The organism is Streptomyces sp. F001 (genome assembly GCF_004187715.1).
In the GTDB taxonomy this organism is placed as follows: Bacteria; Actinomycetota; Actinomycetes; order Streptomycetales; family Streptomycetaceae; genus Streptomyces; species Streptomyces flavusporus.
On the sequence record NZ_QZWF01000002.1, the window covers coordinates 572,767 to 595,744 of the forward strand.

Sequence of the window (22,978 nt, forward strand, 5' to 3'; positions counted from 1 at the left end):
GGCTCAGGCTTGCGGGGTGCGCAGGGCGAGCACGGCCATGTCGTCGTGACCGTCGCTGGGATGGTGATCGGCCAGTGCTTGAACGAACTCCTGCAGGGGCAGGGCGGCATACCCGATGGCGAGCTGGGCGAGCTCGTTCAGACTCTCGTCGATGGGATGGTCGGGATGTTCGATCAGCCCGTCGGTGAAGAAGACCACGGTGGCCTCCTGGGGCAGGAAGTGCGAGTGGTCGGGGCGGGGCTGCTCGGGGTCGACCCCGAGCGGCAGCCCGGGCTCGGCAAAGAGATATTCCGCTCCGCGCTCAGGGGTGATCAGCAGCGGTGGGACGTGCCCTGCGGTGCTCCAGTGGAGTCGCCAACCCGGTCGCTCCGGTTCGATGCGCGCCAGGGTGGTGGTCGTGACGGGATTGTGTGTGATGGCCTGCAGCGTGCGGTCGAGCTGGGCAAGGATCGCGCCCGGCGGATTGCCCCGGTCGAACAGCAGAGCGCGCAGCATGTTACGCGTGGAGGCCATGGCGGCCGCGGCGTGCAGATCGTGACCCACCACGTCACCGATGACGACGGCCACAACGTTCTCGGGCAGCGGGACGGCGTCGTACCAGTCCCCGCCGAGTCGGCTGGGCTCGGCAGCGGGCCGATAGACGGCGGCGGCGGTGAAAGGCCGCAGGTCGGGCAGCGTCGGCAGCAGAAGCCGCTGGAACTGCTCGGCTCCGTGCCGAACCTGTTCGAACAGGCGGACGTTCTCGATCGCGATGCCGGCGGCGCTGGCCAGGGCAACGACGACGTTCTCGTCGTGAGCGTCGAAGGGCCGTCCGTCGAGCCGCTCGGAGAGGTAGAGGTCACCGTAGATCTCGCCGCGGACGCTGATGGCGACGCCGAGCAGGGTGCGCAGGTGCGGGTGGCCGGGCGGGAACCCGACGGAGGACGGATGGGCCGAGATGTTGTCGACCCGCAGAGGCTCAGGGTGGCGGATCAGATGCCCGAGAACACCCAGACCACGAGGAAAGTCGGTCCCGGCCAGATCAGCGCGTTCCTGCTCGGACAGGCCGGCAGCGATGAACTGCTCCACGCACTCTCCGGACTCGTTCAGAACGCCCATTGCCCCATAGCGGGCGCCGACCAGGTCCATGGCGGTGGTCACGATACGGTGCAGTACCGCAGGCAGCTCCACCTCCCGGCTGATGGCCACCACGGCATCCAGCAGGCCCTGCAGCCGGTCCATCGCGGCGAGCAGGGAGCGCAGTTCCTCGTCGATCCGTCCCAACTCGGCACGCAGCCGCACATGCAGGTCGGGGAGGTGCGGCAGCCTCGATCGTTTCCCTCCCTTCTCTCCTGCCATCACAAGCGCCTGGTGGCCTGATGTTCTGTCTCACCCGCGTCCGGCTCGTGGTGATCGGTGCCGGTCGTGGTGAACGGGGCGTCGGCGGCCACTGCGGTGGCATTGCAGGAGGCGCCGGACTCGGCAGGCGCGGTCCGCTCATACAGCCCCTCACTTGAGCGGTACATTCCGTCCTCCTGACACGATCCGATCACTCGAGGCACAGATTGACATGGCCGAACAGGGCAACGGCGATTGCTCCGCAAGCGACACGATGCGGTCGGCGTCGACGTGGCCGAGCGTGGACACGTATTCCATGGTGCACCGACCGTCCTCGACCTGAGGGGACGAAGCTGTCGCAGTGCCCTCGCGCGAAAGGCCTTCGAAGCCGGCGCCGCCGGTCGGCCATGCACGCCGCCGGGGAAGAGACCCTAGGGACGGATCCCGTCGCAGGCGATGGGCAGATGCCGCGGCCCGCGCAGTACGGCGTTCTGCCGGTACGGGGGCGGGTCCTCCAGCAGACGTGGGTTGTCCAGCCTGCGGGCCAGTTCCGACAGGGCGAGCTGGGCCTCCAGCCGGGCGAGCGGTGCGCCGAAGCAGATGTGGATGCCGCTGCCGAAGCCGAGGTGCTGGATGTCCCGGCGGTCCGGGTCGAAGCGGTCCGGGTCCTCGAAGCGCTGGGGGTCGCGGTTGCCGGACGCCAGAACCAGCCAGAGGGAGGCGCCCTTGGGGATGGTGACGCCGTGGACCTCGATGTCGGCGAGGGTGGTGCGCTGCGGCAGCAGTTGCACCGGCGGCTCGAAGCGCAGCAACTCCTCGACGATGGGCACGGCGAGCCGCGGATCCGCACGCAGCCGCCGCAGGACGTCGGGGTTGCGCAGCAGGGTCAGCATTCCGTTGGTGACGAGGTTGACGGTGGTCTCGTGCCCCGCGATCAGCAGCAGTGCCGCGGTGCTGAGCAGTTCCATCGTGGTCATCGTGCCGTCCGGGCCCTTGGCTGTCGCCAGCTCGGAGAGCATGTCGTCCCTGGGACTCTTGCGGCGCTCCTCGATCAGGCCGGCCAGGTACATGCCCAGCTGCATACGGGCGTCGTGCGAGTCCTTGCCCCGCTCGGCGGGATCCGCGTCCGGATCGGGGTCCAGGCTCGCGGCGATGGTGTCCGCCCAGGTGTGGAAGCGCGCCTCGTCTTCGCGCGGCACGCCGAGCAGCCGGCAGATCACCGTCACCGGGAAGGGGTACGAGAACTGGTCCACCAGGTCGATCCGGCCCGGGTCGCCGATGCCGTCGATCAGGCCGGCGACGATGTCGTGCAGCTCTCCGCGCATCCCGTCGACCCGGTGGGGGGAGTGCGGCGGGCCGAAGTGCCGGTTCGTCATGCGTCGCAGCCGGTCGTGTTCCGGCGGGTCGAGCCGAATAAAGCTCGGCGGCAGGGCGCTCTCCTCCTCCTGGGCCGACTCGGCCAGCGGGTCGCGGGCGGTCGAGGCCAGATTGCGGACGTCGGAGCTGAGGCGGGGGTCGTGCAGGAGGCTGCGGATCTCGTAGTACGTGCCGACGACGTAAGGCCCGTCGTCTTCGTGGTGGACCGGCGTCTTCCGCAGCTCTTCGTAGAGCGGGTACGGATCGGCGCGGTTGGCGTAGTCCAGGATCTGGCAGCAGGCGGGGTCCTCGTGGCCGTGCGGGTCAGTGCGCGGGGGTGAACGTCATCCGGCGGTCGGCCGGCGAGTATCCGCTGAGGGTCACAGTGGGGCCGTGGGTGGGGACAGACGGGTCGGGGAAGTCCGGGTCCATCGGCCGCTGTCCGTCCGGACGCCGGTCGACCGTGGGGAACGGCGGCGGGAACGGCGCGGTGGTCTCGATCAGCTCCTGGTAGAACGACAGCCACCGGGCCTGGTCGAAGGCGACCGCGCCGATGACGCGCCCCTGGTACCCGTAGACGCCGATGAACCGGTGATCCGTGAGCGAGCCCTGCGAGATGATGATCTCCGTTCCCAGCGACGGCACCCCGACCGACTTGATGTTCACGCCGAACTGTGAGGACCAGAACGCCGGTACCCACATGTGGGGGAGGCGGTCGGCGCTCTCGCTGAGCATGTTGTGCGCCGCGATCTCGGCCTGGGAGACGGCGTTGCCCCAGTGCTCGAGGGAAAGGAACTGGTAACCGAACAAGGGGTGCGGGGAGCGGGCGACGTCGCCCGCGACAAAGATGTCGTCGGTCACGATTCCGCGGATGTCGAAGGCGCGGCAGCCGGCGTCGCAGGCGATGCCGCGGGGGCCGGCCCCAAGTCCGGACCCGGCGAGCCATTCGGTGTTTCGGGTGGCGCCGAGCGAGACGATCACGACGTCGGTCTCGACGGTGGAGCCGTCGGACAGATGCGCGGCGCGCACTCGTCCTGAGGCGTCGCCCTCCAGAGCGGTCACCATGACCCCGCACCGCAGGTCCACACCGCGCTCGCGCTGGATCTCGGCGGCGACCGAGCCGACCACCCCGCCGAGCGCGCCGACCAGGGGCGCCGCGGCACGCTCGGCGACGGTGACGGGGAGACCGCGTTCGCGACAGGCGGAGGCGATCTCCGAGCCGGTGAATCCGGCGCCGATGACGAAGACCCGCTTGGGGCCCTCGGAGAGCCGTCGTGCGAGCGCGGCGCCGTCGTCGCGGGTCCGCAGCACGAAGACGCCGTCGAGTGCGGCCTCGTCCTCACGCGGCCACGGTCGCGCCCGCACACCGGTGGCGATCAGCAGCCGGTCGTACGGCACTTCGTCGCCGTCGGCCAGCCGCACCCGCTTGGCGGCCATGTCCAGGCCGGTGGCCGGGACGCCGAGCCGCCAGGTCGCGTCGAGGGCGCGGCGCCTGGGCAGTGCGGTGCGGTCAGCGGTGGCCATGCCCAGCAGCACCTGCTTGGACAGCGGGGGTCGGTCGTACGGCTCGTAGGGCTCGTCGCCGATCATCGTCAGGGAACCGGCGAAGCCCTTCTCGCGCAGGGTCTCCGCAGCCCGCAGGCCGGCCAGCGAGGCGCCGACGATGACGATTCGGCCTTCGCGTTTGAACCTGTCCAGGAATCCGTCACCGTTCACCGGACACCGCCTCGGCCGGTGCGTCCACCGCATCGACGAGGATGGCCTGGACGGGGCAGGCTGCGGCGGCCTGTGCCAGTTTCTCGCGCTGTGCCTCGTCGGCCTCCGGGTGGTACAGCAGCCCCTCCTCGCCGTGCATGACGAAGACTTCGGGCGCGAGGAACGCGCACTGCGCGTATCCCTGACAGCGGTTCAGGTCGACTGCAAGCCTCACCAAGGGATAGGTCCTCTCCAACGGCCCGGTCCCCCTGCGACCATCCTCTGCGGCCGGAGGGGATGCGGCGACGAGGAGGAGACCGTTGGAGTGAGCGCTGTGGCCGGCTCAGGCCGGGGCGGCGGGACGCCGGCCCCCCAGCATGTGCAGGCTGACGATCAGCGCCCAGGCTGGGAAGACGAGTTCGGACCAGGGCAGGTCCGCTCCCGCCACGAGCAGCGTCAGGCCCGCGAGGTAGCCGAAGACGACGAGGGGGCGAGGGAAGGCGCCGATGCGGCGGCCGATGGTCGAGGTCGTGAAGATGAACACCGCCGCCATGCGCAGAGCGTACGTGGTCAGCAGGACGTAGGCGAAGTGGCGGCCGAACGGCGAGTGCTGCTGACTCCCTGCCGCCGCGGCACTGCCGAACAGGGTGGCGACGAAGACCAGTCCGCTGCCCAGGAACACGGTGGACACGAACCGGTCCTCTCCCTCACCGGCCTGAGCGCGCAGGGCTCCCATGAACCACAGGAAGGCGATCCCGGCGAACGGGAGCAGCGCCAGCGCCGTCTGCACCGCGCTCCGCTGCCCGGCATCGACGGCGATGTCGTCCCCGCCGGCCCCGCCGGGTAGGGCGATGCGCACCAGGACGATCGCCGCGGCCATCAGGACCGCGAAGACGACCCCGGCAATCCCGGCGGCCCGGGGTGTCCAGAGGCGCTCGTGCTTCTGCCACATGGTCCCTCGCTTTCTGCCCGCACTTCTTGCGTACAGACAGCAGCAATCCACGAACTCGCGCCACCGGGGCCGCTCGGGAGACGTGATCACCACCCACTACCGCGCGGCCATAAGGAGGTCGCGGCAGACGGTCCAGGCGGGCGGCCGCCGGCTGAGCGAGGGGTTCGTTCGGAGGCACTGCTGTGGCGGCAGCCGTGGCAGGGCCAGAGGATGGAAGCCGATGCGCCGCTGTGAACGTCACGGTGGTGGGGGTTTTACGGGAGGACCATGTGACCGCTTCGTCATCCGTCGCCGACGTACCGCCGGCCCGCTATGACGACCTACGTGCCCTGGTAGTCAACTGCACCCTCAAGCGGTCACCGGAGCCGAGCAACACCCAGGGACTGATCGATCGCAGCACCGCCATCATGGACGCACAGGGCGTGCGGGTCGACGTCCTGCGGGCCGTCGATCACGACATCGCCACCGGCGTCTGGCCCGACATGACGGAGCACGGCTGGCGGACCGATGCGTGGCCGCAGCTGTACGAGCAGGTCATGGCGGCCGACATCCTCGTGCTGGCCGGCCCCATCTGGCTCGGTGACAACAGCTCGGTGATGAAGAAGGTGATCGAGCGCCTCTATGCGTGTTCCAGCCTCCTCAACGACCGGGGCCAGTACGCGTATTACGGACGTGTCGGCGGCTGTCTGATCACGGGGAACGAGGACGGCGTCAAGCACTGCGCCATGAACGTCCTCTACAGCATGCAGCACCTGGGCTACACGATCCCTCCCCAGGCGGACGCCGGATGGATCGGCGAGGCGGGGCCCGGCCCCTCCTATCTCGACCCCGGCTCGGGCGGCCCGCAGAACGACTTCACCAATCGCAACACCACCTTCATGACCTGGAACCTTCTGCACCTGGCCCGGGCGCTGAAGGACCTCGGCGGCATCCCCGCCTACGGCAACCAACGCACCGCCTGGGACGCCGGCTGCCGCCGCGACTACGAAAACCCCGAGCACCGGTAGGCGAACCCCGGCGACGGCATCGCCCTAATCGGTCTGCGTGGCTTGTGCGATCAGGCGCTGCAGATGCAGTCCGCGGCGGGCGCTGAGTTCGGTACTGGTGCCCGTGCGTACGGCGGTGGCGAACTCGCGGCGCAGCACGGGCCAGCATTCGTCATGGTCGAGTTCGGCCGTGTCGTAGACGAGTCCGGGGTGCGGACCGAAGAGTTCGATCCGGGTGATCACCTGGGGGAGACGGACCGATCCGGACAACGACGCCTGGCTGACGGCGCCGTTGGTGTGTTCACAGGTGAGTTCGATCCACCGGCGAGGGTCTCCGGTGCCGCGGACGTGGGCGATGGGACCGACGGCGGCGTCCAGGAGATCCAGGAGGTGCGGGCCGAGATCGAGCAGCGCGCCCTGCTCGAGGCGCCACGTGGTGGCGAAGTCGCCGCCCAGGAATGCGCCGTGCAGGTAGCAGGAGCGTGCTCCGGCGACGTCCACCTGGCGGGCGGCACTGATGAACTCGCGCGTGATGGGGTGGTAGCGCTTGGTCAGTACGAGCTGGGAGACCACGCCGGCTTCGTCGATCGCGTCGGCGAGCCGCTGAGCCGAGGGCAGGTCGGGTCCGAGGGGCTTCTCCAGGAGCAGCGCCTTGCCCGCCTTGGCGGCACGTGCGGGCGGAGCTTCGCAGGCTGACGGAAGCGGCACGCGAGCGACCGCCTCGCAGTTGTCGAGCAGTTCCTCGAAACTCGCCACGGCACGAGCTCCGTACGGCGCGGCTGTCTCACGTGCGGCATCGAAGCGGCGCGCCCAGACCGCGGTGAGACGCGTTTCGGGGCCGGCGGCGAGCATACGGGCATGCATGGCCCGGGCCCACGGTCCGGCGCCCACGAGTCCGACCTGGACCGGGCTGTCATTCCACGCTGCTGGTGCGGCGGTCACGGGATGTCCTGTCTGTGCGGGGGGCGGGCGCTCTCAGCCGATGTGCGCGTTGAGGCGAGCCTCGGCCCGGGCGGGGGAGTAGAGGATTTCGACGACCATGGCCGCGGCGCCGATGAGGCCCGCGTGGTCGCCGAGGCGGGAGGTGACGATCTGCAGGTTGGCGGTGGTGCGGGGCATCGCGCGCTGGTAGAGCAGTTCACGCACGCCGGTCATGAAGGGCACGCCGGACAGGTCACCGGCGAGCATCAGGACACCGGGATTGAGGAGGGTGACGACGGTGACGAGGACTTCTCCGGCGCGCCGGCCGGCGTCCCGGGCGAGCCGGATGGCGTCGGGGTGGCCCTCGGTCAGCAGCCGTCGGACGTCGGACCCGGAGGTGGTTTCCAGGCCGAGGGCGGACAGTTCCCTGGCCAGCGCCCGGCCGCTCGCGACGGCGGCCAGACAGCCGTAGGAGCCGCACATGCACAGGGCGTCGGGCCGGTCGTGCAGACGGATGTGGCCGATGTCGCCGGCGCCTCCGTCGACGCCGCGGTAGACGCCGTTGCCGACGACGACGCCGGCGCCGATGCCGGTGGAGACCTTGACCAGGACGAAGGCGGAGCAGTCCGGGTGGTTGGCCTGGTGCTCGGCGAGTGCCATGAGGTTGGCGTCGTTGTCGACGAAGACGGGTACGGGGCCGTCCTCCATGCTGGGCCCGACGTGGTCGGCGTAGGCCTTCTGGAGCCGTTCCCGGATGGGGTACTGGTGCCATCCGGGCATGATGGGCGGCTCGACGACCCGGCCGGTCTCCCAGTCGACCGGGCCCGGTACGGACAGTCCGATGCCGCAGACGTGGGTCGGCTCGATGCCGGCGGCGGCGATCAGGTCCGGGAACCAGGTGGCGAGATGGTCCAGTACCTGGTCCGGGCCCTCGTTGATGTTCAGGGGCGCGGTGTGCTCGGCGAGGATGGTGCCGGCGAGGTCGAGGACGGCGGCACGGGCGTGCCGGGTCTCCAGATCGACGGCGATGACCGAGGCGTGGCCCGGGTCGAAAACGATGCGGTGGGAGGGGCGGCCGCCGGTGGAGTTGCCGGTGGTGTGCCGCAGCCACCCGGCGCGATTGAGCAGGTCCAGGCGCTGGCCGACGGTCGACCGGGACAGCCCGGTGGCGCTTTGCAGGTCGGCGCGGGTGTTGGCGCGGCCACTGCGGATCAGTTGCAGCAGTTCGCCCGCGCTGACCTGGTTCGGCGTCATCAAGTGTTCCCCCATGGATTCAGCTCTTGTCGGCGCCGCTGGTCAGGCCCTCGGTGAGCAGGCGTTCGGCGGCGAAGAACAGAAGTACCACGGGGATCGTCAGCACCACGGAACCGGCCATCAGGATCGTCTTGGGAACTTCGATGCCGTTGGACAGCTGGGCCAGCCCCAGGGAGACGGTCCACTTGCCGGGCTCGGCGGCCAGGAAGAGAAGCGCGAACAGGAACTCGTTCCAGGCGATCATGAAGACGTACAGGCCGGTCGCCATGATGGAGGGCAGGGCCAGCGGCAGAATGACCTTGCGGACGGTCTGGAGCCGGGTGCAGCCGTCGATGGCCGCCGCCTCCTCGATGGAGTAGGGGATGGTGACCAGGTAGTTCCGCAGCATGTAGATCGACACCGGCACGGTCTGGGCGACGTAGACGATGGCGAGTCCCACCAGGCTGGAAGACAGTCCCATCTTGGCGAAGATGACGAACAGCGGGACGGCCAGCAGGGTCGCCGGGAACATGTAGACGGCCAGGAAGAGCGCGCTGACCTGGCGGTGGCCGAAGAACTTCAGCCGGCTGATGGCGTAGGCGCCGGGCACGGCGGCCAGCAGGGTCAGCAGGACCGTCCCCAGGGACACCAGCGCGGAGTTGAGCAGGAACTTCACGAAGCCCTGACCGCCGGAGTCGGTGGAGCGCAGCACGTCGCGGTAGGTCGATACGGTGAAGTCCTTCGCCGAGACCCACAGGGATCCCGGGTCGAGCAGAAGGGCGTCGATGGGCTTCACCGACAGCAACACCATGTAGTAGAAGGGGAGGACGGTGATCACTGCGAGGAACGCGATGACGAACCACCGCAGGACGCCGAAGAACCTCTCCTCGAACTGGGCCCGGGACAGGGCGGCCTTGCGGGTCACGATTCCTCCTGGACCTTGTTGCCGAAGAACTTGAAGTAGAAGCCCAGCAGGATCATCAGTGAGACGGCCAGAACGAGCGCCTGGGCGGCCGCCGCTCCCACGTCGTAGCGGGCGGTGAGGAAGTCGTAGACCCGGACGGCGGCGATGTCGGTGCCCGCGCCGCCTCCTGTCAGCAGGTAGACGTCGTCGAACTTGTTGAAGGTCAGGATGAAGCGCAGCACGCACAGCAGGGCGATGACGGGCATCAGCTGGGGCAGCAGGACGTACCGGAAGCGCTGGGTGTGGGTGGCGCCGTCCACCAGGGCGGCCTCCTCGAGGCCGTGGGGGACCGCCTGGAGCCGGGCGAGGATGAACAGGAAGGCGAAGGGGAAGTAGCGCCAGCACTCGAAGGCGATGACGGTCAGCAGGGCCAGCGGGATGTCGAAGTGCATGCCGAGCAGGCTGACTTCGTACTCGCGGGTGGAGAGGAAGGCGATGGGGTCGTCCCAGCCGAACAGGCGTCGGCCCCAGTCGTTGACCACGCCGTACTGCGGGCTGAGGGCGACCTCCCAGACGAAGGCCACGGCGACGACGGGGGCGACGTAGGGCAGCAGCATCGCGGCACGCAGCAGGCCGCGGCCGCGGAAGGGCTTGCGCAGTGCGAGTGCGGCGATGAGTCCGAGGACGACGGAGCCCGCGGTGGCGCCCGCGGTGTAGATCAGGGTGGTGCCCAGGCTGGACCAGAAGCCGGCGGAGCCGAAGATCTGGGCGAAGTTGTCCAGGGACCAGTTGCCGAACAGGCCCATGCCCTGGATGTCGACGAGCTTGGCGTCCTGGAACGCCAGCAGCACGGTCCACAGGATGGGCAGGATGACCACCACGAGGACCACGAGGAAGGTGGGGGAGACGAACGCGAGGCCTGCGCGGTTGGCGCGGCGGCTGGCGGTCATCGGCCGGCCGCGCCGGTGGGCGGGCCGGTCCGTGGACCGGGGGCTGGTTGCGCGGCGCTGCGGTGCGCCGGGCGGGGCTGTTGTCATGAGGGGACCTTTGTGACGTGCATGCGGGCGGCTACTGCAGGGACTTCTTCAGGGCGGCGACTTCGTCGTCGGCTTCGCGGGCCGCCTCGGCGGGGGAGAGCTGTCCGCTGGTCATGGCGCCGATGGCCTTGGGAACGGGCAGTTCGCCGTTGGTGGCGCCGACGAGGGCTCCTTCGCCCTGGGTGATGCCCCAGCGCCGCATGTTGCTGACGCCGTCGGCGAGCTGGTTGAGCAGGCTGGCGGGGAACACCTGGTCGAATGGCTTACGGGTGTCGACGCCGATGTCGCTGTGGCGCCAGGCCTCCAGATAGCGGTCGGGCTCGGCGGCCGTGCCCGTGCGGACGGGGATCTTGCCCTCGGGTGCCAGGCCGAACCAGGACTCGTAGCCGGTGCCCATCATGTACTCGATGAACTCGCGGGAGGCGGCCGTCTCGGCCGTCTTCGTCGTCACCCACGAGGTGATCTCGCCGAACTGTGCGGCCTCGGAGGCGTCGGGGCCCTTCAGGGCGGTGACGATGCCGCTGTTGTCCGACAGATACTGCGGCTCGTCCTTGCACTCGGCGCAGCTGGGCAGGGCGTCCTGGCGCAGGCCGGCGAGCTCGTCGAGCAGGAACGAGGACCAGATGATCATGGAGGACCGGCCCGCGAAATAGGTGGCGCGGGTGGAGTCCACGGTCTGGGTGCCCGGGGCGCCGTAGTCGCGGGCGAGCCGGTCGTAGGTGCTGAAGGCGGTCTCGCACCGGGACGACTGCAGTGCCACCTCGTGCCGGTCGTCGACGAGCTGGCAGTCGTTGGCCAGGGCCAGGCTCTCGAAGCTCTGCGAGGTGAAGGCGTCGCTCGGGTCGGTGGCGGCCGAGATGCCGTCGTTGCTCTTGGTGGTGAGCGCCTCGGCGGCGGCCAGGGCCCGCGCGTAGGTGTCGGGGGCCGCCAGGTTCTTCCGGTCGAACTGGTCCCTGCGGTAGACCAGCAGCTGGAGCCAGGCGTCGGAGGGCACCCCGAGGCTGGTGCCGCCGTCGGATGTCAGCTCCAGCGCGTTGGCGTTGAAGGTGTCGCGTCCCAGTTCGCCGATGATCTCCTTGGGGATGTCGGTGTTGAGCAGGCCGTTGGTGTACATCTGCCAGACCTGGCCCATGGGGGCCGCGCCGATGACGTCGGGCAGCGTGCCCGAGGCCGCGGCCGACATGATGAGCTGGGGCATCTGGGCCTCGTCGACTCCGACGAGGTTGACCTTGATGCCGGTCTCCTTCTCGAAGCCGTTGATGACCTTCTGCGTCGCGGTGACGCGGTCAGGGAGGTTCTCCTGGGACCAGACCGTGATCTCCCGGTCCGGTGTGCCGGGCCCGGTGCCGTTGGCACAGCCCGCCAGCAGCCCGATACCCAGGGCTGCGGTGACGCCGACCGCGGTCATCCTCGACCGCAGGGTCTTGGTGCGCATTGCGTGTCCTCGTTCCGACTTACGTCTACTGAGCACGCATCTCAGCATCAGTTTTGTCTGTTGACAAGACATAAGTTGCGACTATTGTCGACGCAACCGAAACGCAACCGAAACCCGCACCCCCTTCCGGAGCCATCCGTGGAACGCGTCGTCCAATTCACCGGCCCTCGCCAGGTGGAGGTAGCCGAGCAGGTCAGAGCCGATCTCCCCCCCGGCCATCTGAGAATCCGCACCCGCTACTCGGGCATCTCGGCGGGCACCGAGCTCACCGCCTACCGCGGCACCAACCCTTACCTGACGCGTACCTGGGACGCCGAGGCACGGCTGTTCCGCGAGGGCTCGGCCGGCATCGCCTACCCCGTGGCCGGCTGGGGCTACTCCGAGGTGGGAGAAGTCACAGAGGTGTCGCCGGAGCTGACGGGTACCGCCGGCCTGCCGGCCGTCGGCGACCTGGTGTGGGGCATCTGGGGACACCGCAGCGAGGGCATCGTCCCCGCGGAACGCATGATCGGCCATACCCTGCCGACCGGCCTGGAGCCCCTCGCCGGGGCCTTCGCCCGAGTGGGAGCCATCGCCTACAACGCGGTGCTCGCCGGTGACATCCACGTCGGCGAAGACGTCGTAGTTTTTGGCCAGGGCGTCATCGGGCTGCTGACCACCCGGCTCGCCCAGCTCAACGGCGGCCGCGTCACCGCCGTCGACGCCCTCGACGGCCGTCTCGACACGGCAAAGCAGTACGGCGCCCACCGCACCCTCAACGCCCGGTCCGACTCCGTCGCCGAGCGCATCCGCGAAGCCACCGAGAGCAGGGGCGCCGACCTCGCCATCGAGATCAGCGGCGCCTACCCCGCCCTGCACGAAGCACTGCGCTCGGTCGCCGTCGGCGGCCGCGTGGTGGCGTCCGGCTTCTACCAGGGCGACGGCATCGGCCTGCGCCTGGGCGACGAGTTCCACCACAACCGCGTCCAGCTCATCTGCTCGCAGATCGGCGGGGTGCCCCCGCAGCTGTCCGGCCGCTGGAGCGTCGAGCGTCTCCAGCAGACCTTCCTGCGGCTGGTGGCGGAAGGCCAGGTCGACGTGGCGTCGCTGGTCAGCCATGTCGTACCGGCTGCGGACGCCGCCGATGCCTACCTGCTGCTGGACGAACGCCCTGGTGACGCCCTCCAGGTCGTCCTGGAATTCTGAAAGGCCCCCGATGCTCAAGACCGCCGCACAAGAACAACTCCTGCCCGGCAAGAGCCTGCAGGAGAAGTGGGAGTTCGCCCAGAACGCCGGCTACGACGCCATCGAACTGAGGGCCAAGGGCGACTTCCACTTCGCCTCGCGTCTGCCCGAGCTCAAGCAGGCACTCAAGGACGGCGTGGTCATGCCGACCGTGTGCGTGGAGATGCTGCACTTCTTCGGCGCGTTCGACGACGAACTGCGCCGCGACGCACTCGCCCAGATGAAGTCGCAGCTCACCGTGATCGCGGAGATCGGTGGCCTGGGCGCCCAGACACCCGCCTCCTACGGGATGTTCTCGCGCCGCCTTCCCCCCTTCGAACCGCCCCGCACCGAGGAACAGGACCGCGAGGTACTGCTCTCCGGGCTGGCCGAACTGGGCGAACACGCCCGCAAGGAAGGCGTCACCCTCTTCCTCGAGCCGCTCAACCGCTACGAGGACCACATGGTCAACCGCCTGGAGCAGGCCGCCGACCTGATCCGCGAGACTGGACTCGACTCCATCAAGATCGGTATCGACAGCTACCACATGAACATCGAGGAGAGCGACCCGGCTGCCTCGATCCTGGCGAACGCCGACTACATCGGGCACGCCCAGGTGTCGGACTCCAACCGCTTCCAGCCCGGCGCGGGACACCTCGACTGGCCCGCCTGGCTGGGAGCCCTGCACACCATCGGCTACGACGGCTATCTGGCCGCGGAATGCCGGCTGACCGGCGATCCCGTCGACGCCGTCCGCTCCATCCCCGCCTTCCTGCAGAGGTCCGGCGCGTGAGGGAAGTTCTGGACCGGCCCGTGCCCACCGCCGCCGCAGACCTGACCCTGCGGCGCGGTGCGGCGCGGGTCCTCATCACCAACTGGACCGGCACCTCCACCGTCCCCTCCCGCACGCTCTACCCGCACCAGTGGAGCTGGGACTCCGCCTTCATCGCCATCGGTCTGCGGCACCTGTCCGTGCGCCGCGCGCAGCGTGAACTCGAGGCGCTGCTGGCAGGCCAGTGGGCGGACGGCCGTATCCCGCACATCGTCTTCAATCCCGACCTGCCGTACGGCGCCTACTTCCCCAGCCCCGATTTCTGGCAGTCTTCGCGCGCGGGCCGGAACGCCGGAGCACCGGAGGCCGCCGAGACGTCGGGAATCGTGCAGCCGCCCGTCCACGCCCTCGCAGCCTGGCTCGTCCATCGGGCCGACACCGCGGAATCCCGGCGCCGTGAGTTCCTCACCCGTCTCTACCCGCAGCTCGCCGCCTGGCACCGCTACCTGATGACCCGGCGCGACCTGGCAGGCGCCGGCCTGGCAGCGGTCGTACACCCGTGGGAGCCGGGCATGGACAACAGCCCCTGCTGGGACAGGCCTCTGAGCCGCATCACCCCCGCCGCACCCGACACCTTCCACCGTGCGGACCTCAACCACGGTCACCCCGCCGACCGGCCCACCGACCTCGACTACGGCCGCTATGTCCACCTGGCCGCCGACTACCGCAGCGCCGGTTACGACGATGCCGTTCCCCACCAATTCGCCGTCGAGGACCCCTGCTTCAACGCCCTTCTGATCGTCAGCGAGCTGGCCCTCGCCCGGATCGCCGACCAGGTGGGCGCCGACCCCGGACTCCACTCGGCACGCGCCGCCGACCTCACCCGCACCCTGGTGGCGCGGCTGTGGGACGAGGACACGGGACTGTTCCTCGCACGTGACCTGGTGGACGACCGGCTGATCCCGGAACTCAGCGTGGCCGGACTCATTCCCCTCCTCGTCCCCGACCTGCCGGAACCCGTTGTCGAGCGGCTGATCCAGACCCTGGACGGACCGCACTTCCATACCAAGTCCACAGCCCTGGTTCCCAGTTATGACCTCGACGGGCACGCCTTCGACAGCACCCGCTACTGGCGCGGCCCGGCCTGGTTCAACACCGCCTGGCTGATCGAACGCGGTCTGCGTGCCCACGGCCGCGACACCCGGGCGGACCGCCTCCGCGACGCCATCCTCACCACGGCGGGCAACTCACAGTTCGCCGAGTACGTCGACCCGACCACCGGCGCCGGCCGCGGCACCCGCAACTTCTCCTGGACCGCCGCCCTCACCCTCGATCTGCTGTGCGCCGACGACAAGGAGCCACCGCTATGACCGGGGCCGCCCACCGCGTCCAACTCGTGCGGGACGCCACCTTCGCCATCCTGAACAACGACGGCAGCGTGACCGGTGCCCGCGGCGCCACCCCGGACGGACTCTTCGTACGGGACGCCCGGCACCTCAGCCACTGGCAACTCACCGTCGACGGCGACACCCCAGGCGTCCTGGTGCCCTCCGTCGCACAGCCGGACGGCACCGCAGAGTGCGTCCTCACACCGGCGGGCACGCGCGACGAACCACCCGCCTACACGGTCTTTCGTCGCCAGGCCGTCATGGCAGGCGGCTTCACCGAGCACCTGCGCCTGGTCAGCAACCGTCCCGATCCGGTGACCGCGCAGGTCGAGGTCACCGTGGACGCCGATTTCGCCGATCTGTTCGAGCTGCGGGCCGACAACCGCCACTATCCGAAGCCGGACAGCGTCCACCAGGCCCACATCACCGCGGACGGTGCGCAGTTCGACTACCGGCGCGCGGACTGGCACTCACGCACCACCGTCACCAGCAGCCCCCGACCGGATGCCGTGCGCGCCGACGAAGCGGACGCCGACCGGAGCACACACCGGATGCTGTGGACCCTGCCCCTCGCACCGCACGGCGAGGCCGAACTCCGGCTGAGCGTCGAGGCCCGTCCGCACGGAGCGCCCGATCCCGCCGCCGGCGCGGCCGTCACCACTCACGCCGCCCCACTGCCCGCCGACACGGACCAGACCCTTGCACAGGCATGCGAACAGGGCCTGGCCGACCTCGATCTGCTCACCATCCCCGCAACCGGCGCAGACGGCGAACAGGTCAGCGTGCCCGCAGCAGGCATCCCCTGGTTCCTCACCCTCTTCGGCCGGGATTCGCTGCTCACCTCCTACTTCCTCCTGCCGTACCGGCCGACGGCAGCGGCCGGGACTCTCAGCGCCCTCGCCGCAACCCAGGGCCGGCGACACGACGCCTTCAGCGGTGAACAACCCGGACGCATCGTCCACGAGATACGGCACGGCGAACTCGCCCACTTCCGTCAGATTCCCTACGGCCGCTACTACGGCGCGGTCGACGCCACACCTCTCTTCCTCGTCCTGCTGCACGCCCACTACGAGACGACCCAGGACCCCGCCCTCGCCGTCCGGCTCGAACAGCACGCCCGGTCGGCAGTCGACTGGATGCTCGACGACGGCGGACTGACCAAGCACGGATACCTCGTCTACACGCCCGACCCCAACGGGTTGGTCAACCAGAACTGGAAGGACTCGGCGGGCGCCGTCTGCTTCAGCGACGGAACCCAGGCAAAGGGCCCCATCGCCGTCTCGGAGGCACAGGGTTACGCCTACGACGCGCTCCTGCGCACCGCCCACCTGGCACAGGAGGTCTGGCACGACGAGCCCTACGCCGAGCAGTTGCGCCGATACGCCACCGACTTGCGATCACGGTTCACCGAGGACTTCTGGATGGCCGAGGCCGACTTCCCCGCCCTGGCCCTCGACGGCGACGGCCGGCAGGTGGACGCGCTGGCCTCGGACGCCGGGCATCTGCTCTGGTCGGGCATCCTCGACGAGCAGCACGCCCGACGTGTCGGCCGACGACTGCTGCAGCCGGACTTCTTCTCGGGCTGGGCCATCCGCACCCTCGCAGCGGGACAGAAGCCCTACCACCCGCTCTCCTATCACCGAGGCAGCGCCTGGCCCCACGACAACGCCGTCATCGCCCTCGGCCTTGCCCGCAACGGGCTGCACGACGAAGTACGCACCGTGGCGGAAGGGCTGATCGCGGCGGCAGCGCAGCACGGATACCGGCTGCCCGAGGTCCTGGCCGGCTACGACCGTTCACGCTCCGCAAACCCGGTTCCCTACCCGCACGCCTGCTCGCCACAGGCATGGGCGGCAGCGACTCCGCTGGCCTTGCTCACCGCCTTGGGGCTGCGGACGGATTGATCGGAGATCGGACACCGACGGAAATCCGGGCCCGCACGGCGGGGCAGGCCGACGAGGCGGGAAGTCCGGGCGACCCGCGAGGGGTGCTGGTCAGCCATCGGTCGATGCGGATGATGCCGATCGCGGTGGCGGCGAGGACGTGGCCGAGACGGGTTGCGGTAGCGGGACGCGGTGGAGGCCGGTGACGCACACGGCCTGGGAGATCGTGCGTTCGGCCCCGGCTCGGATCGTATAGCGGTCCTTCCACTCGTCGGTGTCCTGGGCTCGGCAGACGGATTCAAGGGCTTCGTAGCGGTCGCGAGGCAGGAAGGTCAGGCCCGGCGAAGCCGGAGACGACGTCCGTGCCACCGCTCGTGGAGGCCACCTGGACGCCCGGGCCCACGTGGTCGCGGACCCAGGGGTACGCGGAGGCGGGCAGAGCCGAGCCGGTACAGCCGACGATGCGGACGGCCGACAGGTCGTGCACGGAGGGCTCGATGCCCGGCTTGGCCATGGCCGGCAGGTACTGGGGGCTGGTGCCGAAGACGGTGACCTTGTGGCGGGCCGCCAGCTCCCACAGGATGTCCGGACGGGCGAGCGGCGCCGGGCTGCCGTCGTAGGTGCAGGTGGTGGCGCCGGTCAGCAGGGTGGAGACGACCGGGTTCCACATCATCCAGTGCGTGGTGGTGTACCACAGCAGGCGGTCCCCGACGCCCAGGTCGCAGTGCAGGCCGAGGATCTTGAGGTGTTCGAGAAGAACCCCGCCGTGCCCGTGCACGATGCCCTTGGGTACGCCAGTGGTGCCGGAGGAGATGACGACCCACAGCGGGTGGTCGAACGGCACCGGGGCGATGGTGAGGTACTCGGTGCGGCCGGCCGCGTCCTCCCAGGGAACCGCCAGCCCCGCGTGCCCGTCCTCGGACCACCCGAAGCCCACGTGGTCCACGAGCACCGTGCCCTTCAAGGACGGCAGGGCACAGGCCAGTTCGCGGGAGGCAGTGCGGCGGTCGTGCGTGGTGCCGTTGAAGAGGTAGCCGTCCGCGGTGATGAGCACGGTCGGTTCGAGCTGGGCGAAGCGGTCGGCGGCGGCCTTGGGTGCGTAGTCCTGGCCGCACACCGACCACACCGCGCCCAGGCTGGCGGTGGCGAGGAAGGCGATGACGGCGTGGGGGGTGTTGGGCAGATAGCCGACCACCCGGTCACCCCTGCCGACGCCCAGGTCGCGCAGAGTGGCAGCGACGGAGGCGACCTGGGCGCGCAGCTGCCGACGGGCGAAGTCCGCCATGCGGCTATGGGCGGCCGTGTGCGGGTCGGGAGTGAAGAAGGGGTTCCGGATACGGCGTGGGATGCGAAATGGTCATGGTGTGGTGCTCCTCGGCGGGGGGATGGGCCGGGCGTCGTCGGGGCGGTGGGCCGTGTGCAGCAGGGGAGCCCAGGCGGCGGTGTCCGTGAAGTCGCCGGTGCCGGCCGGGACGGTGTCGAGGACGACGCGGTCGGGGCGCAGCAGGGCGGCGTCCGCCCGGCCGGCTGCCAGCCAGGCGGCCAGGGTGCCGTCGTCGTCCAGGTCGTCGATGCGGATCGTGGGTGCGCCCAGTGCCGTGGCCATGGCGGTCGTCCGCGCGCTGGGCGGGACGGCGGTCAGGACGGTGAAGGAGTCGCCGAGAACGTCGTCGAGGCGCACCCGCCTGCCGTCGCGCAGTACCCAGGGCTGCGGGCAGAAGGTGCCGGCGAGTGCGCGGCCGGCCAGCCGGGGGCGGCGCCGTACCAGCGGGCCGGCGGTCAGGGCGGGGCTGAGGTCGCGGCTCACCGCGGCGGTCACGCCGGGGATGCGGCAGGCTGCGCCCACGAGGGCCCGGCGGATCGCCGCGGCGCGGTCCTGTCCGCCGGTCATGGCCCAGCCGACGGCGACCGCGATGCGGATCACGTGACGGGCGTGCGGCTTGCGCTCGCGCTCGTAGGTGTCCAGCAGCCCGTCGTGTGCGCCCTGCTGGAGAACACGGGCGAGTTTCCAGGTCAGGTTGTGGGCGTCGCGCAGGCCCGCGCACAGACCCTGCCCGACGAAGGGCGGGGTGAGGTGGGCGGCGTCGCCCAGCAGGAAGACACGACCTTGGCGCCACCGGTCGGCGAGGCGGGCCCGGAAGGTGTACTGCGCCTGTCGGATCACCTCGAAGTCGTCGCCCGGCGTAGCGGCGGACGGCAGGTCGACCCAGGGGGCGACCAGCTCGCGCAGGCGCTCCCACCCTGCCGGGCCGTCCAGCTTCTCGCCGTCGGCCAGCCGGAACTCCCAGCGGTAGCGGTCCTCGCCGATCCGCATGAACGTCGCCGGCTGGTGGGGACAGCAGATCTGCTCGGCGCCCTCCCAGGTGCGCACCCGGCGGCTGGTGCGGACGTCGATGACCCGCCAGCTCTCCTCGAAGTGCAGGTCCTCCCAGACGGCGCCGATGGCGTCGCGGGTGAGGCTGCCCGCGCCGTCGCAGCCGAGGACGGCATCGGCCCACACGTGCTCCTCCTCGTTGCTGCTGTCGCCCCGGAGGGTGACCCGGACGGGTCCCGTACCGTCAGTGGGCTGGGTGACGGACACGACCTCCACCCCGCCCCGCAGCTCGCACTCCGGGCGGCGTGCCAGGGCGTCGCGCAGCAGGCGCTCCAGCTCGGGCTGGTCGAACATGCTGGTCTGCGGAAAGCCGTGGTGTCCCTCCAGGGACCGCGCGAATTCGGCGATCACACGGTGCCGGGCGTCCAGCAGCCGCAGCCCGCGCGCCGGGCGGGCGAGGGCGGCGAACTCCTCGTGGACACCGACGCTCTGCAGGATCCGGCGGACCTCGTCGTCCACCACAACGGCGCGCGGCAGCGGGTAGACGTCCCGGTGGCGTTCCAGGACGAGGCTGGGCACGCCGCGCCGGGCGAGCAGGAGGGCGGCCGTGATGCCCACCGGCCCGGCACCGATGATCACCACCGGTACCCGCGACACCGCCCTCACGTGGCGTCCGCCACGGGGGTGCGCTGCTCGCCGAGGTCGATCCGCCCGTCCGGGGTGGCGATCGTGGCGGTGATGACGTCACCGTTGTGCAGGTAACGCGGGTTCCTGGCCTGACTGTTGAAGAACGCCTTCCACCTCACTGCGGGCGGGAGCAGCGCACCGATCTTCGCGACCGGCTTGGGCGGGGCCTTCAGGGCCGTGCCGCCGGGCGTGCCGGTCAGCAGCAGGTCACCCGGGTCGAGGGTCTGGAAGCGGGCGAGCAGGGTGAGCGCCTGCGCGGGCCGTACGATCATGTCGGCGAGCGTGCGGTCCTGGCGCGGTACGCCGTTGACGTTCAGCCGCAGCCGCAGGTTGATCAGGTGGGTGAAGTCCTCGGGCTCCAGCAGGGCCAGGTAGGGCCCGGTCGGGGTGAAGGTCGGGTAGGACTTGCTCTCGTAGAACTGGGTCTTGGTCAGCTGGACGTCGCGGGCGCTGACGTCGTTGGTCAGGACCAGCCCGGCGACGTAGCGCGGCAGGTCCCGCTCCTCCACGACCGTGCCGACGGGCAGGGTCGCGCCCATGACGAGGCCGAGTTCGACCTCGTAGTCGAGGAACTTCACGTGCGCCGGGCGGACGATCGTCTCGTGCGGGCCGCTGACCGAGCCGGACGCCTTGCGGAAGAACGTGGGCGGGATGTCGCCGGTGAACCCCGAATCCTTGGCGTGACTGCGGTAGTTGACCATCTGGGCGACCACCCGGCACGGGGTGGTGACCGGGGGCAGCGCCACCAGGCCGGCGACGGGCGTGCCGCTCTCGCCGGAGGCGGCGGCCTCCTGGATCGCGGCCCGGTCGGCCAGCAGCTCGGCGGTGGTGACGGCCTTGGTGTCGACACGGACGGCACGGTCGTCCCGGACGACCCACCAGCCTCCCCCACTCTCGGCTTCGCTCGAGCGGGAGGTGCCCCCAGGCGTGCGCAGCACGTTGGTGCTCATGAGGTCATCGCTTTCATCAGGCCCAGCAGGCGTGCGGGGTCGAGTTCGTTGTCGCCGCGCAGGGCCGTCATGACCTCGCGCAGCTTGGCGGGGGACGGGTTGGCGCCCAGGAAGTCGCGGGTGACCGGCGGCCCCCACTGGGCCAGGCCGCTCGCCGACATCGGCGCCCAGCCGGGTTCGAGGTCGCAGGAGAACAGGTCACCGTCGGCGAAGTGCTCCAGCATGAAGCGGTCGGGATCGCGCCAGTAGTCGAAGAGCTGGCTGCCCTGGACGTGCCGGCCGATCCCCCAGCTGCGCTGGTAGCCGCGCTCGGCCAGGTACTCCCCGCCGGCGGCGATCGCGTCGAGGTCGGTGACCTGGTAGGCGGAGTGGACGTAGCCGTTGCCCGGACCCAGGTGCAGGGCCAGCGTGTGGTGATCGACCGCCACGCTCCCCTGGTCGCAGCGGATGAACGCCATGGTCGGCCCGCGATCGCGCTGCCCGTCCAGGAACAGGAAGTCGGACACGATCAGCCCAAGGGTGTCCAGGTACCAGTTCAGGGTCCGGGCGAACGCCCGCGTCTCCAGCACCACATGACCGAGGCGCTGGATACGGGACGGCTCGCGGGGCGGACGCTGGGTGGCGTTGGTACGGCGGTGTCCGGTGCCGGTGTTGAGGATCAGCGGCTCCTGCTCGGGCAGGGCGGGCAGCTGTTCGGCGCAGTGCACGACCCGGACCGGAAGGCCCGAGGGGTCGAGCATGCTGACCGACTGCCCGCCGCCCGGCACGTCGATGTCCCGGACGGTATGTCCCACGACGCGGGCCAGCCGGTCCACATCGGCCCGCTCGGCCGCGCGGAAGGCCGGCCCGATGAACCGGGACGCACGCCCGCGCCGGATGACCATGGAGGGTGTGCCCGCGAAGGTGCCGCGCAGCCACAGCGCCTCCTCGGTGCGGGCGGCGGTCGCGAACCCGAAGTCACGCGCGAACACCTCGGCCCGGTCCAGGTCCGGCTTCTCGAACTCCAGCCAGGCCAGGTCCGCCACCTTGATCACGGGATTCCGGGCTCGCCCGGGATGCTCGCCGCGAAGGGCCCCCTGCTCGCTGTGGAGGCCTTGGTGGGGTGTCTGGGAATCAGCCTTGTCGACGGGGGTCTGGGACATGGTGTCCTCCAAGCAACACTGCCGCAATGATGAAATCATCAACTTTGCTGTCACTCATCGTCAATAGCTGGATCGCAAACAATTGATGATCTCATCAGAGATGGCGAGCTCATCGCGACGGTTGTTACGCTCGCCGTATGCCGACGTCAGCCCCGCCCAAGAACCGCTTCGAACGGCGCCGCGCCGAGACCCGTCAGGCGCTCGTCCGCGCGGCCCGGCAGATCCTCGCGGAGACCGGGGACACCAGCGCCAGCATCCAGGCGATCGCCGAACGCGCGGACGTGGGTTTCGGCTCCTTCTACAACCACTTCGAGTCCAAGACGGAGCTGTTCGACGCCGCGGTGACGGACGCCCTGGAGGAGTTCGGGCAGGTCATCGACGAGCGCGTACACGGGATCGACGACCCGGCCGAACTCGTCGCGGCGGGCTTCCGGCTCACCGCCCGGATGGCCGACTCCCACCCGGAACTCCTTCGCATCCTGCGTGACCGCGGTCTGGCCTACATCCACTCCGACCGCGGCCTCGCCCCGCGAGCCCTGCGCGACCTGGAGATCGGCATCGCCTCGGGCCGCTTCACCTGCGCCAACGCGGTCACCGCCCTGTCCGCCGTGGGCGGCACGCTGATGTCCCTCGTGGCGCTGCGGCTCGCCCGCCCCGACGTGGATGGCGACGAGACCGCCTCCGACCTGGCCGAGATGGTCCTGCGCATGCTCGGCGTCCCCCCGGACGAGGCCCACGAGGTCACCCGGCGCGCCCTGCCCGACCTCGCCTGACCCTGGGTCGGCGCGCGCCGGGCCGACGGA

At 70.2% G+C, this 22,978-nt stretch carries 20 protein-coding genes and 1 pseudogene; 6 read left to right on the top strand and 15 right to left on the bottom strand.

Annotated features, from left to right (window positions below; translation table 11 throughout):
- Positions 1-3: 3 nt before the first annotated feature.
- The 6 genes from StrepF001_RS10270 to StrepF001_RS10290 form a co-directional block, all read right to left on the bottom strand.
- Complete coding sequence (locus StrepF001_RS10270; RefSeq protein ID WP_129797987.1) at positions 4-1,338, bottom strand: GAF domain-containing SpoIIE family protein phosphatase; 1,335 nt, start codon at positions 1,336-1,338, stop codon at positions 4-6.
- A complete protein-coding gene (locus StrepF001_RS46310) occupies positions 1,338-1,505 on the bottom strand; it encodes a hypothetical protein (RefSeq protein WP_206306805.1) in 168 nt (55 codons plus the stop codon). The genes StrepF001_RS10270 and StrepF001_RS46310 overlap by 1 nt, the downstream gene beginning before the upstream one ends.
- 243 nt (positions 1,506-1,748) lie before the next feature.
- Entirely contained in the window at positions 1,749-2,963 is a 1,215-nt protein-coding gene (locus tag StrepF001_RS10275; RefSeq protein ID WP_129797988.1) for a cytochrome P450, read from the bottom strand.
- Between the two features lie 34 nt (positions 2,964-2,997).
- Positions 2,998-4,389: an FAD-dependent oxidoreductase gene (locus StrepF001_RS10280; protein ID WP_129797989.1), complete on the bottom strand. Its 1,392-nt coding sequence runs from the start codon at positions 4,387-4,389 to the stop codon at positions 2,998-3,000.
- A complete protein-coding gene (locus StrepF001_RS10285) occupies positions 4,379-4,603 on the bottom strand; it encodes a ferredoxin (protein WP_129797990.1) in 225 nt (74 codons plus the stop codon). The genes StrepF001_RS10280 and StrepF001_RS10285 overlap by 11 nt, the downstream gene beginning before the upstream one ends.
- A gap of 108 nt (positions 4,604-4,711) precedes the next feature.
- Entirely contained in the window at positions 4,712-5,320 is a 609-nt protein-coding gene (locus tag StrepF001_RS10290) for a hypothetical protein (protein ID WP_129797991.1), read from the bottom strand.
- A gap of 269 nt (positions 5,321-5,589) precedes the next feature.
- On the opposite strand from StrepF001_RS10290, the gene StrepF001_RS10295 reads away from it, so the two are divergent.
- Positions 5,590-6,327 (top strand): flavodoxin family protein, encoded by a 738-nt coding sequence (locus StrepF001_RS10295; RefSeq protein ID WP_129797992.1) that lies wholly within the window; start codon positions 5,590-5,592, stop codon positions 6,325-6,327.
- Between the two features lie 24 nt (positions 6,328-6,351).
- Here the strand turns inward: StrepF001_RS10295 and StrepF001_RS10300 are convergent, their stop codons facing one another.
- The 5 genes from StrepF001_RS10300 to StrepF001_RS10320 are packed head-to-tail and all read right to left on the bottom strand — an operon-like array spanning position 6,352 to position 11,836.
- Entirely contained in the window at positions 6,352-7,248 is an 897-nt protein-coding gene (locus StrepF001_RS10300; RefSeq protein WP_165396214.1) for a Gfo/Idh/MocA family oxidoreductase, read from the bottom strand.
- 33 nt (positions 7,249-7,281) lie between these two features.
- Complete coding sequence (locus StrepF001_RS10305) at positions 7,282-8,496, bottom strand: ROK family protein (protein WP_129797993.1); 1,215 nt, start codon at positions 8,494-8,496, stop codon at positions 7,282-7,284.
- A gap of 4 nt (positions 8,497-8,500) precedes the next feature.
- Positions 8,501-9,385: a carbohydrate ABC transporter permease gene (locus tag StrepF001_RS10310; protein ID WP_129797994.1), complete on the bottom strand. Its 885-nt coding sequence runs from the start codon at positions 9,383-9,385 to the stop codon at positions 8,501-8,503.
- Entirely contained in the window at positions 9,382-10,401 is a 1,020-nt protein-coding gene (locus tag StrepF001_RS10315) for a sugar ABC transporter permease (RefSeq protein WP_129797995.1), read from the bottom strand. Before StrepF001_RS10315 ends, StrepF001_RS10310 begins: the two co-directional genes overlap by 4 nt.
- A gap of 31 nt (positions 10,402-10,432) precedes the next feature.
- Positions 10,433-11,836, bottom strand: a complete 1,404-nt coding sequence (locus StrepF001_RS10320) for an extracellular solute-binding protein (protein WP_129797996.1) — start codon at positions 11,834-11,836, stop codon at positions 10,433-10,435.
- 138 nt (positions 11,837-11,974) lie between these two features.
- Between StrepF001_RS10320 and StrepF001_RS10325 the strand changes: the two genes are divergently transcribed.
- Genes StrepF001_RS10325 through StrepF001_RS10340 form a run of 4 tightly spaced genes read left to right on the top strand, consistent with a single transcriptional unit; the run spans position 11,975 to position 17,103 of the window.
- Positions 11,975-13,021, top strand: a complete 1,047-nt coding sequence (locus StrepF001_RS10325; protein ID WP_129797997.1) for a zinc-binding alcohol dehydrogenase — start codon at positions 11,975-11,977, stop codon at positions 13,019-13,021.
- Between the two features lie 10 nt (positions 13,022-13,031).
- A complete protein-coding gene (locus StrepF001_RS10330; RefSeq protein WP_129797998.1) occupies positions 13,032-13,832 on the top strand; it encodes a sugar phosphate isomerase/epimerase family protein in 801 nt (266 codons plus the stop codon).
- Entirely contained in the window at positions 13,829-15,181 is a 1,353-nt protein-coding gene (locus StrepF001_RS10335; RefSeq protein ID WP_165396215.1) for a trehalase family glycosidase, read from the top strand. Before StrepF001_RS10330 ends, StrepF001_RS10335 begins: the two co-directional genes overlap by 4 nt.
- Positions 15,178-17,103 (top strand): glycogen debranching N-terminal domain-containing protein, encoded by a 1,926-nt coding sequence (locus StrepF001_RS10340; protein ID WP_129798000.1) that lies wholly within the window; start codon positions 15,178-15,180, stop codon positions 17,101-17,103. The genes StrepF001_RS10335 and StrepF001_RS10340 overlap by 4 nt, the downstream gene beginning before the upstream one ends.
- Before the next feature lie 304 nt (positions 17,104-17,407).
- Here StrepF001_RS10340 and StrepF001_RS10345 read toward each other — a convergent pair.
- The 4 genes and pseudogenes from StrepF001_RS10345 to StrepF001_RS10360 form a co-directional block, all read right to left on the bottom strand.
- Positions 17,408-18,418, bottom strand: a pseudogene (locus StrepF001_RS10345) (AMP-binding protein); the annotation flags it as partial.
- A 21-nt stretch (positions 18,419-18,439) separates the two neighbouring features.
- A complete protein-coding gene (locus StrepF001_RS10350; protein ID WP_129798001.1) occupies positions 18,440-20,062 on the bottom strand; it encodes a bifunctional 3-(3-hydroxy-phenyl)propionate/3-hydroxycinnamic acid hydroxylase in 1,623 nt (540 codons plus the stop codon).
- A complete protein-coding gene (locus tag StrepF001_RS10355; RefSeq protein WP_240797361.1) occupies positions 20,059-21,033 on the bottom strand; it encodes a fumarylacetoacetate hydrolase family protein in 975 nt (324 codons plus the stop codon). Before StrepF001_RS10355 ends, StrepF001_RS10350 begins: the two co-directional genes overlap by 4 nt.
- Positions 21,030-22,175: a VOC family protein gene (locus StrepF001_RS10360; protein ID WP_129798002.1), complete on the bottom strand. Its 1,146-nt coding sequence runs from the start codon at positions 22,173-22,175 to the stop codon at positions 21,030-21,032. The genes StrepF001_RS10355 and StrepF001_RS10360 overlap by 4 nt, the downstream gene beginning before the upstream one ends.
- Before the next feature lie 137 nt (positions 22,176-22,312).
- Here StrepF001_RS10360 and StrepF001_RS10365 point away from each other — a divergent pair, with 137 nt between their 5' ends.
- Positions 22,313-22,948, top strand: a complete 636-nt coding sequence (locus tag StrepF001_RS10365) for a TetR/AcrR family transcriptional regulator (protein WP_129798003.1) — start codon at positions 22,313-22,315, stop codon at positions 22,946-22,948.
- Positions 22,949-22,978 lie beyond the last annotated feature (30 nt).